Origin of the sequence: Enterobacter sp. BRE11, assembly GCF_031844285.1 — a bacterium.
GTDB lineage: Bacteria > Pseudomonadota > Gammaproteobacteria > Enterobacterales > Enterobacteriaceae > Pantoea.
Genome location: NZ_JAUZUX010000034.1, coordinates 1 through 11,337 on the forward strand (window position 1 = coordinate 1; position 11,337 = coordinate 11,337).

Below are 11,337 nucleotides of genomic sequence, written 5' to 3' on the forward strand. Positions count from 1 at the left end.
AAAAACGGCATATGGGCGCTGTCGCGCCTGTTTGCGGTCGGACTCTTTTTTATTTCCGGCCTGGATAAAATAATTCATTATGATGAGAATATAATTCTTATACGTGAACATCACGTATCCGGCTATTTTCCCCCCTGGGTTATTTTACTGGAGGTGGCGGGAAGCACGGCGATAACATTTGGATTTCTGACGCGTTTTACCTGTGTTTTCATGGTGGCACTTTCGCTGTCGTCAGGCTTTCTGTTTTATCCCGGCTATTCGCATGTGCATCTTATGGTCTGGTTGAAAAACATCTCCTACTGTGCGGGATTTTTACTTTTATTTATTCATGGCGCAGGAAAATGGAGTCTGGATAACTGGCTAAAAATATATTTCAAAAATAATAAGCGCATCTCAATTTAAAAAAAATGTTATTTCCTTTTCCTTACCCGTACCCGGAGTAAAAATGAACAGGCGTCACTTTCTGCGTCTGATGCTCGCATCAGGCATCATCATTAGCGTGCCCATTACTGGCTCGCTGGCCACCGCCGCCGAACCAGAGAACCGCTTTCACCGTGTCAGCCAGGCGCTAACCGGACGCCAGCAGCTGGATCCGACCATCAGTCAGCGTTTGTACGCGCTGTTAACGCGCCAGAACCCGCTGTTTCCCCAGCGTCTGGCGCAGCTGGCCGAACACCTTAGCCGCAGCGAGGCTCGCGCACCTGAGGCGCTGCTGGCGTCGCTGTCCGAAGAGGAGGTCAACACCGCGCTGGCCATCATTACCCCCTGGTACCTTGGCTATACCGGCAATCCCGCCACCACGCGCGCTACTGACGACGCGCCCTTTGTCAGTTTTCTCTCCGCCCTGATGTACGAGCCCACCGCCGACCTTACGCCGCGCCCCTCCTACTCGCAGCGCGGCAGCGACTACTGGCAGGCGGTACCGGATGGCGTCAGCGCGCCACAGATGCCGGCAACGATTCACGCCTGGGGAAAGGCGTCGCCGCGCGCGGCATCTGGCATCGCGCAGCCGCAACCGGCCTGGCTGGCAATGGTGGAAGGACGCGCCAGAACCTATGCGGAGGCCTTGCGCCTCACCGACGGCACTGGAGATGGCTCATGACGCACTATGACGCCGACGTAGTGATTATCGGATCGGGCGCCCTGGGAGCAAATGCGGCATATCAGCTGGCGAAAGAGGGCAAGTCGGTCATCATGCTGGAGGCCGGACCCTATATTCCGCGCTGGAAAGTGGTCGACAACTATCGCAACAGTCCCAGTAAACGCAACTGGTGCGCACCCTATCCTAATTTGCCCTGGGCGCCGAACAGCTACAGCGACGGCTATATTGAGACGCAGGGCGATGACGATTTCCACTATGTCACCAGCTTTCTCAAGGTGGCTGGCGGCAGCACGCGTCACTGGGCGTCCGCCTGCTGGCGGCTGCTGCCCAACGACTTCAAACTGAAAAGCGTTTACGGCGTCGGGCGTGACTGGCCGATTGCCTATGACGATCTGGAACCCTGGTATCTGCGCGCGGAGCGCGAGGTGGGCGTGGTCGGCACCGCAGAGGAAGATCAGAGCGGTCAGGGACGCGACGCCTGGCCGCCGTGCTCCGCGCCCTATCCCTTGCCGCCGGAGGCGAAGCCCTACATGGTGCAGCGCATGCAGGCGAAGCTCGGACCGTTAGGCTACCAGGTGATCCATGAGCCGCACGCGCGCGTTTCTCGCCCTTATGACGGCCGTCCCGCCTGCGCCGGCAACAATAACTGTGAACCTGTTTGCCCTATCGGGCCGATGTACTCAGGGGATATGCACGTTGATAAAGCGGTGGCGCTGGGGGTCGATCTGCGCACCGAGTCGGTCGCCTGGAAGCTGGAGAAGGGGCCGAAAAACCACATCGTCGCGGTGCACTATCGCAAACCTGACGGCCGCGACGTGCGCCTGAGCGCAAAGGCGTTCGTGGTGGCGGCGCATGGGCTGGAATCTCCGAAGCTGCTGCTGATGTCTGATGTGGCAAACAGTTCCGATCAGGTCGGACGCAACCTGATGGATCACACCGGACTGAGCATGACTTTTCTTGCCGACGAACCGCTCTGGACTGGACGCGGCTCGGTGCAGCACGGCAGCATCGCCACCCGACGTGATGAACCCACCCGCGCGCAACACTCCGCTATCCGCTACGCGCTGCGCAATCTGGTGCCGAATAGCGATGTGACACCCGCGCTGCTCAGGCAGGGGCTGGTGGGACGCGAGCTGGACGCGGCGATACGCGACCGCGCCTCGCGCATTATGAATATCAGCACCATGAGCGAAACCCTGCCCAGCCCCACGAACCGGGTCACTCCTCACCCAACGCGGCGCGACGGGGCTGGCCTGCCGACCCTGCAGGTTAACTATCAGCTGGACAGCTATGTCCGCGGCATGCGACCGCAGGCCTACCGCGACTTCGCTAATTTCCTGATGGCGTTTAATGGCGAGATGGTGGAGGCGCCCACCGGCTGGCGCAATCAGTATCACATCATGGGCACCACGATAATGGGCGACGATTCGCGCGACTCGGTGGTCGATGCGCACTGCCGCAGCTGGGATCACGCCAACCTGTTTATCGCCTCTACCGGCGTGATGCCCACCTCCGCCACCGTAAATCCCACCCTGACGGGCATCGCGCTGGCGCTCCGTCTGGCCGATACGCTGATTCGGGAGCTGTGAACATGCGAACGGCAACCTTTCTCCTGCTGTTTTTACCCGCGCTGGCGCTAGCGCAGCCCGATAGCGCCACTCTGAAGCGCGGCGAATATCTGGCTATCGCAGGCGACTGTTCCGCCTGCCATCGCAACCCGGATAACGGTCATCCCTTTTCCGGCGGCTATCGCATCTCCTCGCCGCTGGGAGACATTATCGCCACCAATATCACACCATCGCGCGTTAACGGCATCGGAAACTACTCTCTGGCGGATTTTCGCCGCGTCATGCGCGAGGGCCGGCGGCGGGATGGTAGCTATCTCTATCCCGCGATGCCCTATACCGCGTTTGCCTCGCTGACCGATGAGGATATCGCGGCGCTGTACGCCTGGTTTATGACGGGCGTGCCCGCCGAAGATCATCAGGTGCCCGCGACGCAGCTCCCTTTCCCTTTCTCCTGGCGCGCGATGATGGCGCTCTGGAACGGCCTGTTCCTGTCACCCCAGCCACTCGCCAGCGGCAGCGCTGAAGCGATCGGCGACGCGCGCGGCGAGTATCTGGTGAAAACGCTGGGACATTGCGGCAGCTGTCACACGCCGCGCAACGTGCTGATGGCGGAGAAAAGCGCGAGCTTCCTGCGCGGCGGAGCCGTCGGCAGCTGGCAGGCACCCGATCTGACTCAGGCGCGCCTTTACGCCTGGTCCGAAACGGAACTGGCGACCTACCTTAAAACCGGCTCGCTGCCGGGCAAAGCCATCGCGGCGGGCGAAATGGCGACCGTAGTGGAAAACTCTTTTTCCCGCCTGACCGACAGCGATCGACGCTCTGTCGCCCGCTATCTGTTGACGCTGGGTCACGCGCCGGCCAGTACGCATGCTGCGCCGACGCCACCTCCGCGCGCTATTGCAGCGTTCGAGACCGGACCGTCCGCGACGCTGCGCGGCGCCATCGGCGGCGAGCAGATGAGCGGCGCGCAGCTTTATAACGCCGCCTGCGCAAGCTGCCACGGCGCGCAGGGCGAAGGCAGCCGTGACGCGCCGCAAACCTTTCCCCGGCTAACCGGCACCTCGGCGGTGCTCAACGCTAATCCCGCCAATCTGATTATGACCGTCGCAGAGGGGGTAGACCGCACCACCGCGTCAGGCCACGCCTTTATGCCGGCATTCTCCAGCCAGATGAGCAGCGCCGAGCTGGCGCGTCTGCTGGACTATGTCTCAACACAGTTCGGCGCGGCCGGACAGCACATTACCGAAGAGCAGGTTAATCACACCCTGCGCCATCCCAGGCATTCGCTCTGGTTGCAGCGCGCGCCGTGGGCAGGAGCAGGCCTGCTGGCACTGCTGATCTGTCTGGGAGTATGGCGATATCGATCTCATAAAAGGAGACTCCATGAAAGCACCTCTCTGTAGCGCACTCTGCGCCCTTGCCGCGTTGTGGACCGCCACAGTCAGCGCCACGCAGACCCAAACTATCTTGAGCGCCGATGATGCACAGCGCATTATTGCGCGTGCGGAGACGCAGGCGCAGTCGCTGAAAGCGCAGGTTTGCATTGCCGTGCTCGATCGAGCCGGACAGCTGCTGGCCTTCAAACGCATGGATAACGCGCCGCCGGGCTGTATTGACTCTTCGATGCAAAAAGGACGCGCGGCGGCGCTGTATCGCACCTCGACCGACAAATATATGGCGCGAGCCAATGGCACAGAGCCAGCGATAGCCACGCTGCCCAATATGGTGCCGCTTGGCGGCGGCGCGACAGTGACAGTTAACGACGAGGTGACGGGCGCGATTGGCGTGAGCGGAACGGCAAATCCGGCAGAAATCGCCATTGCCGACGCGGGCAGCAAAACCCTTCATCAGCCTTAATAACACGCGCGTCAGGCGCTTGAGGCAACAGAAATGACGCGAGGCTGCGAATCTGCTCGCCTTGCGTCAGAATAAGAATGAGAATCCACTTCGAGAAATTAATCTTTTAAAACAGATATTTATTTTGCTGCATGAAAATCAAAAGGCAAAATGTTATAAACTTGATAAGCTAATCAGGCGCAAAGCAATTTTCTCTGCAACCGTGGCGTTGCGCAGGGCGCAACGTCTGCCCGAGACGCAACCGTTCAGGGTAGCGTTTTCGCCTGCGTCCAGATCAAACTAAATAATATGATGGCAATATGAGCAAAAATGACGATGAAAAGCTGGTAGATATTTTGACAGGCGAAGCCGTGATGGCGCTACTGGCGCAGGATTCGCCCGTTTTTGCCGAGCACGTCGTGGCGCAACTTCAGACGATGGCAGCGTCTGAGCGCAATCCCATCCGGCAGCGAGCCTTTCAGCGCGCGATTGCCGAGTTGATCAGCGCAGCAGGCCAGTCGGACCAGAACAGCGCCTTCTTTGGCAACGACGACTGGCCGGAGAGCGAGCCCACTCTTCACTGACAGCTGCCGTTATGACCCGATTTTTTCAGCGACAAAGCCTGCCGCATCACGATAATTTTTTTGCAGCGACGCATCCGCCGTCTGTTCAGCTTGTTGTGTGAGCATCGTGCTCAGCCCCGCCAGCTCAAGCGGCTTTCCCGCTTTCAACAGCAGCGACGCTATCTCTCCGATCGCCGCATGAATTTCGTCTGGATCTTCTGCTTTTTCAGTGCTCACAAGGCCTTTGTCCATGCTGGTCATTATCGTTTTAATCCCTGACAGCTGCGCCTGGGAAATGTCTACATCCGGACGATCAGGGAATCGCCTTTATCAGTTTCTGCCGCAGAGCGGCGACCCGGCTGGTCAGATCGGATAGCTCCTCAAGCGGCGTATCCATAACTGAGATCATATCCGCCGGCACGCCAGCGGCCTCAGATTTCAGCGCGGTTCCCGCTGGCGTCAGCGTAATCAGCACGCGACGCTCGTCATGTCCTACGTCGCGCCGTCTACTGATCAGGCCCGCCTGCTCCAGCCTTTTGAGCAGCTGGCTCAGCGTGCCCGAATCAAGATGGACGCGCGTCCCCAGCTCAGAGACGGTGACATTGTCGGTTTCCCACAGCGCCAGCAGAACCAGATATTGCGGATAGGTCAGCCCTAGCGGCTTCAGACGCGACTGATAGAGCTTGGTCATCGCCAGCGACGCGGAGTAGAGCGCAAAGCAGAGAAACTGATCGACGGTAACAGGCGCGCTGCCTTGCGAAGCGCCGCCGCAGGTTTTTGGTAATTCTACATTCATGGTGTTGCTGCTTATTATCTGATCGAAAGAGAGCGGCACAGCGTCATCCTGTGAGGTCGTGATAATATTGAATCAAATTAAATTGATGTCAACCTACTGGCCGGAGAGAAATCTCTGATTAATCGAAATTCCCTTTTTACGCGGCCAGCGTGAGCTGTTGCAGAGCCTCGCAGGTCCTGCAACAAAGCGAATTAGTTATAGTCGACCCGAACCACCGCCTTCGACTTTTGCGGGTCAAGGTAAGTCAGGCTGACATGGTCCACGCCAGGCAAAACCACATCGCCCTGCGCCACCTGCTGAAGGCCGATTTGCTGCGTATGAACGCCGTTGTTGTCCTGGCAGGCGAAGGTGATGCGGCTGGCGCCTGGGGTTAACTGGCAGGGATCCTGGGCGATCGCGCCGCTAAACGTCAGAGAACCGCCTGACGTCAGGGGCGCGGCGAAAGCGGAATTAAACAGCATAAGAAACGCCAGACCAAGACCAGCACTGACTTTTGCAGCGGACGATGTCATCAACAGGCTCCTCAGAAAAGTTCGTCCGTGAAAGAGATCATGCGATCCGTTATGGCATTGAGTGGCAGAGAGTGACTCTTGTTATCACTGGCACTGTGAGTAACAGTATATTCACGAAGATGAAAAACTGCCGGTGATTTAAGAATGAAGGGATCTGTCGTAAAAGAGACGGCGATGCCTGTCCGGCATCGCCGCCGCGCTTTAGTCGATCAGTTTATCCAGAGAGAGCGGCAGATCGCGAATGCGCTTGCCGGTCGCGTGATAGACGGCGTTGCTGATGGCCGCCGCCATGCCCACAATGCCTAACTCGCCGACCGCTTTGCCGCCCATCAGGGTGGCGTGATGATCCGGCTCGCCGACGTCGATGGTGACGATCTCCGGCACGTCAGCATTCACGGCGATCAGGTAGTCCGCCAGGTTGTTATTGATGACGCGGGCGTTGCGCGGATCGATAACGCCGCCTTCCAGCAGCGCCTGGCCCAGCCCCATCACCATGCCGCCAATCCACTGGCTGCGCGCCAGCTGAGGGTTATAAAGCCGTCCGCTGTCGAAAGCGGAAACCAGCCGTTTAACCCGCACGGTGCCGAAATCCTCGTCGACGCGCACCTCAACGAACTGCGCGCCCCAGCTGTGCGCCGAAAAGGCTTCAGGACGCGTCATCTTCGACATCGAGTGCACCGCCCGATCGCGATCCTCTTCGCTCTCCTCTTCAGAGAAAGTGCCGGAGACCACGGAAAGCGTCAGCGAGTCGTTCAGCTCTACCAGTTTGTCGTAGCGAATGGCGCGATCGGGCTGGTTTTTCACGCATACTGCGCCGTCACGCAGCACCAGCTGCTCGCGATCCGCCTGAAACAGCGGCGAGCCAGGCGATTCGGTCGCCAGGGTAAAGAGTTTCTCGCGCATCGCTTCCGCCGTCTTGTGCACCGCCGCGGTAAGATTGCCCGCCAGCTGCGAGCCGCCTGCTACGCCGGCGCGCGGCAAATCAGTATCGCCCAGCTCGACGCGAATCTGACGCGAAGGAATGTGCAGCACCTCGGCGGCGGTCTGCGCCAGAATGGTATAGGTGCCGGTGCCGATATCCGCCCCGGCGCTCTGCACCACCAGGCTGCCGTCGCTGTGGAAAATCAGCTTCGCTTCGGCGGGCGAGCGGCTGACCGGATAGGTGGCGGTCGCCATGCCCCAGCCAATCAGCTCGCGCCCTTCGCGCATCGAGCGCGGCGCCATGCTGCGCTGGTCCCAGCCAAAGGCTTCAGCGGCGGCGGCGTAGGCCTCTTTCAACCGGCGCGTGCTCCAGGGCGCATTCAGCTGATAGTCATGATCGGCCCAGTTGCGCAGGCGAAATTCCAGCGGATCGATTCCCAGCGCATAGGCCATCTCGTCCATCGCCACTTCCAGTCCGAAGGCGCTCGGGTTCTCGCCCGGCGCGCGCATCCAGCCTGGCGTGACGGTGTTGATCGCCGCCACGTAGTGACGCGAATAGACGTTCGGCACGGCGTAGAGACGGCCTGTCACTTTATTGGTGCCCTCGGCGAAGGTGTCGATCAGCGAGGTGTCGCTCAGGCCGTCATGGATAATCGCCAGAATTTTGCCGTCGCGCGAGGCGCCCATCTCAAGGTTCTGGATCGTCGCCGGACGACCGCCGAGCCCGGTAAAGGTTTGCGGCCGGGTTAAAGAGACTTTAACCGGCCGTCCCAGCGCGCGCGAAGCGACGCAGGCAAGCGCCACATGAGTATAGGGCACCGGCTTAGAGCCGAAACCGCCGCCTACGTAGGGGGAGATGATGCGCACCTGGTCAACCTCAAGGCCCAGCCATTCGGCGATTTCGGTCTGCGCGCCCATCACCCACTGACTCGGTTCCCAGACCGTCATACGCTCATTCTGCCAGGAGGCGACGCAGGCGTGCGGCTCCATCGGCATGTTGTATTCGCGCGGCGTCGCGTAACGCCCTTTGATTTTTACTTCCGCCTGCGCCATCGCCTGATGGGCATCGCCGAGATCGATGTTGGTGCCGCTGCTCTCTTTACGCGCGGCGCGCGGATCGTCCGGGTAAACCAGCGCCGGCTCCGTCTCATACTCCACTTCCACCAGAGTGGCTGCCCAGGTGGCCTGCTCGAAGGTCTCCGCCACCACCAGGCCGATATTCTGGCCGTTATGGATAATCTTATTGTTCTGAATCGGCGTATAGGTGGACTGCGCCGCGCCGCCGTCGGCGATGGCGGTCGGCTTATTGATTTTCAGGCTGTTGAGGTGGGTGTAAACCGCCAGCACGCCCGGCGCCTGACGCGCCTTTTCGGTATCCATGCGGGTAATGCGTCCGCTGGCAACGGTGGACTGGATCACCACGCCGTACGCCGCGTTTTCCGGCTGATGCTCAACCGCATAGCGCGCTTCGCCAGTCACCTTAACGACGCCGTCGCCGCGCTCGCGCTTTTCACCCAGCGCCTGATAACTCTTTTCTGCCGTATCCATTGTTAATCCTCTCTGTTCGGCCTGTTAAGCCATGCCGCCCGCTTTCATCAACGCGCGTGCGATGGCGCGCGGCGCCAGCAGTTTCTTGTGCTGGTTTTGCGGCAGCAGCTCGGCGTCCTGCACGACCAGCTCGGCGGCGCGGCGCAGGGTTTGCTCGTTGAACGGCTGACCGCGCAGCGCCCCTTCGACGTGCCGCGCGCGCCAGGGTTTCGTCGCCACGCCGCCGACGGCAATGCGCAGATCGCGGATGCGGTCGCCATCAAGCTCGATGCCGACCGCCGCGCTGGCGGCGGCGAACTCATAGGAGCTGCGATCGCGCACTTTCAGATAGTGGGACTGGCGCAGCGCCGGCGTTAACGGCAGTTCCACCGCTACGATCATCTCGTCCGGCCCCAGATCGTGCTCCAGATGCGGCGTATCGCCCGGCAGCAGGTAGAATTCATCGATGGGAATGCGGCGTTCGCGCTGGGCGGCGTTGCGTACGATGACGACCGCCTCGAAGGCGGTCAGCGCCACCGCCAGGTCGCCGGGATAAACCGCGATGCAGCTTTCGCTGGTGCCCAGAATGGCGTGGTTGCCGTTGACGCCGCCGCGCGCGGCGCAGCCGGATCCCGGCTGGCGTTTATTGCAGGCTGAAAAGGTATGGGGATCGCGGAAATAGACGCAGCGGGTGCGCTGCAGCAGATTGCCGCCTATCGACGCCATGTTGCGCAGCTGCGGCGACGCCGCCTGCCACAGGCTGTCATAAATCGCGGGCGCGTTCTGCTGGCATTCAGGATGATTCTCAACCTCGCTCATACGCGCCAGCGCGCCGATGCGCAGCGTATCCGCCGTAAAGGCAATTTCGCGCATCTCCGCAAGCTGGTTGATGTCAATGAGCGCGGCGGGCTGTTCGACGTCGCATTTCATCAGATCGATCTGGGTGGTGCCGCCTGCCAGAAAGCGGCTGTCCGCGCGCTGCTTCTGCCGCAGCGCGTCATCGGCATCGCTGACGCCGACGTAGTCGAATGGGTTCATGTCGCCTCCTTGCTAAGGTCGGCGGCCGCCTGCTGGATCGCCTCGACGATATTGGGATAGGCGCCGCAGCGGCAAAGATTGCCGCTCATATATTCACGGATTTCGTCCGCCGAGCCGGCATGCCCCTCGTCGATACAGGCCACGGCCGACATAATCTGCCCTGGGGTGCAGTAGCCGCACTGAAAGGCGTCGTGTTCCAGAAAGCGCGCCTGCACCGGATGCAGGGTGCCGTCGGCCTGCGCCAGGCCTTCGATGGTGGTGACCGACTGGCCGTTAGCCTGGGCCGCCAGCGTCAGGCAGCTCAGCACGCGTTTTCCATTGATGAGCACCGTACAAGCGCCGCACTGTCCCTGATCGCATCCTTTTTTGGTACCGGTAAGCGTCAGGTGCTCGCGCAGCGCGTCAAGCAGGGTGACGCGGGGATCCACCCGCATCGTATGCGGTTGCCCGTTGATCGCCAGCTGCAGTTGTAGATTTTCAGACATAGCTCGTTTCCAGTATTTAACGGGGTTTAAAATGGCGTGTTATGCACGTTATGAGGAAGTCTATTGTGGTGTGCAATCCGTTAAGTCTAGACGGCTAAGCGAAAGCGGGGTTGCCTGTTTCTGGAAATCTGTTGCCTGATTGTCCAGATAGCGATTCAAGGGGATTAAGGCTGGTCATAAAAAAGGAACCGGCCGCGGCGGCGGGTTCCCTGCTGGCGGTACGTTCCGAGACGTCAGGCGATCTCCACGATGGCGTACTCACGGGCAATCGCCACAGTTTCCCGCCCCCACGCCGAGGCTTGGGTTCTGGCCTGATGCATATCGAAGGTTTGCTGGCTGGTGAACCGCTCTTCTACCGACCAGATAAGCGGATCCGCTGTCTCCTTCACTTCGAAGCTAAGGCATCCTGATTCTTCTTTTGTCAGCCGGATGTGCTCGGGAAGATAACGGCGCACCAGCGCCGTCTCTTCCGTGTTTTTACAAATCAATCGGCCGGTAAGCTTAATCATCGTGTTCCCTTCAGTTGCGTCACGTTGCGACTTTTTTACTACGAAAACGTGACGCTGCGCCATCCCGGCGCTCTGTTCAGGGGGCGAATACCGCGCGCACGCAGCCATCTTCTTTATGCTTGAACATCTCATAGCCGCGCGGCGCCTCTTCCAGCGAGAAGCGATGCGTCGCCATAAAGGCGGGATTAAGCTCGTTCTTCGCCACGTGATCCAGCAGCCGATGCATATAGCGCTGGCCGTGCTGCTGCGCGGTGCGGATCGTCAGGCTTTTGTTGATCATCAGCCCCAGCGGGAATTTGTCCATCACGCCGTATACCCCCAGAATCGCGATATTGCCGCCTTTGCGGCAAGCGTAAAGCGCCTGACGCAGCGCGGCGCCGACGTCGGTTTCCAGATGCAGCAGCTGTTTGGTTTTATCATAAACCTGGCTGAGCCCTTCGCCGCGCGCCTCCATGCCGACAGCGTCGATACAGCTGTCCG

The 11,337-nt window shown here is 60.2% G+C and carries 13 protein-coding genes and 1 pseudogene; 6 read left to right on the forward strand and 8 right to left on the reverse strand.

The features are described 5' to 3' along the window. The 6 genes from Q9R34_RS21375 to Q9R34_RS21400 form a co-directional block, all read left to right on the forward strand. A partial coding sequence (locus tag Q9R34_RS21375) for a DoxX family protein (RefSeq protein WP_485896382.1) occupies positions 1–402 on the forward strand: 402 nt, incomplete at its 5' end. Between the two features lie 43 nt (positions 403–445). Continuing rightward, positions 446–1,102 (forward strand): sugar dehydrogenase complex small subunit, encoded by a 657-nt coding sequence (locus Q9R34_RS21380; protein ID WP_239315625.1) that lies wholly within the window; start codon positions 446–448, stop codon positions 1,100–1,102. After that, positions 1,099–2,691, forward strand: coding sequence for a GMC family oxidoreductase (locus Q9R34_RS21385; protein WP_485896385.1), 1,593 nt, complete (start codon positions 1,099–1,101; stop codon positions 2,689–2,691). The genes Q9R34_RS21380 and Q9R34_RS21385 overlap by 4 nt, the downstream gene beginning before the upstream one ends. Before the next feature lie 2 nt (positions 2,692–2,693). Further along, entirely contained in the window at positions 2,694–4,073 is a 1,380-nt protein-coding gene (locus Q9R34_RS21390; protein ID WP_033755706.1) for a cytochrome c, read from the forward strand. After that, positions 4,054–4,527, forward strand: a complete 474-nt coding sequence (locus Q9R34_RS21395) for a GlcG/HbpS family heme-binding protein (protein ID WP_033755705.1) — start codon at positions 4,054–4,056, stop codon at positions 4,525–4,527. Before Q9R34_RS21390 ends, Q9R34_RS21395 begins: the two co-directional genes overlap by 20 nt. A 299-nt stretch (positions 4,528–4,826) precedes the next feature. Further along, positions 4,827–5,090 (forward strand): hypothetical protein, encoded by a 264-nt coding sequence (locus Q9R34_RS21400; protein WP_051905664.1) that lies wholly within the window; start codon positions 4,827–4,829, stop codon positions 5,088–5,090. Between the two features lie 9 nt (positions 5,091–5,099). Here the strand turns inward: Q9R34_RS21400 and Q9R34_RS21405 are convergent, their stop codons facing one another. The 8 genes and pseudogenes from Q9R34_RS21405 to Q9R34_RS21440 form a co-directional block, all read right to left on the reverse strand. Then, the gene (locus Q9R34_RS21405; protein WP_485896388.1) at positions 5,100–5,330 is read right to left on the reverse strand and encodes a hypothetical protein; all 231 of its coding nucleotides are present in this window, start codon (positions 5,328–5,330) and stop codon (positions 5,100–5,102) included. A 52-nt stretch (positions 5,331–5,382) separates the two neighbouring features. Then, the gene (locus tag Q9R34_RS21410; RefSeq protein WP_485896390.1) at positions 5,383–5,865 is read right to left on the reverse strand and encodes a MarR family winged helix-turn-helix transcriptional regulator; all 483 of its coding nucleotides are present in this window, start codon (positions 5,863–5,865) and stop codon (positions 5,383–5,385) included. A 191-nt stretch (positions 5,866–6,056) separates the two neighbouring features. Further along, the gene (locus tag Q9R34_RS21415) at positions 6,057–6,377 is read right to left on the reverse strand and encodes a fimbrial protein (protein ID WP_127908358.1); all 321 of its coding nucleotides are present in this window, start codon (positions 6,375–6,377) and stop codon (positions 6,057–6,059) included. A gap of 201 nt (positions 6,378–6,578) precedes the next feature. Beyond that, positions 6,579–8,846, reverse strand: a complete 2,268-nt coding sequence (locus Q9R34_RS21420) for a xanthine dehydrogenase family protein molybdopterin-binding subunit (protein ID WP_103797677.1) — start codon at positions 8,844–8,846, stop codon at positions 6,579–6,581. Positions 8,847–8,870: 24 nt separating this feature from the next. Next, entirely contained in the window at positions 8,871–9,863 is a 993-nt protein-coding gene (locus tag Q9R34_RS21425; RefSeq protein WP_033755699.1) for an FAD binding domain-containing protein, read from the reverse strand. Further along, positions 9,860–10,348 (reverse strand): (2Fe-2S)-binding protein, encoded by a 489-nt coding sequence (locus Q9R34_RS21430; RefSeq protein ID WP_033755697.1) that lies wholly within the window; start codon positions 10,346–10,348, stop codon positions 9,860–9,862. The genes Q9R34_RS21425 and Q9R34_RS21430 overlap by 4 nt, the downstream gene beginning before the upstream one ends. Positions 10,349–10,581: 233 nt before the next feature. Next, complete coding sequence (locus tag Q9R34_RS21435; protein WP_033755756.1) at positions 10,582–10,857, reverse strand: putative quinol monooxygenase; 276 nt, start codon at positions 10,855–10,857, stop codon at positions 10,582–10,584. Positions 10,858–10,933: 76 nt separating this feature from the next. Further along, a pseudogene (locus Q9R34_RS21440) lies at positions 10,934–11,337 on the reverse strand (glutathione-dependent formaldehyde dehydrogenase); the annotation flags it as partial.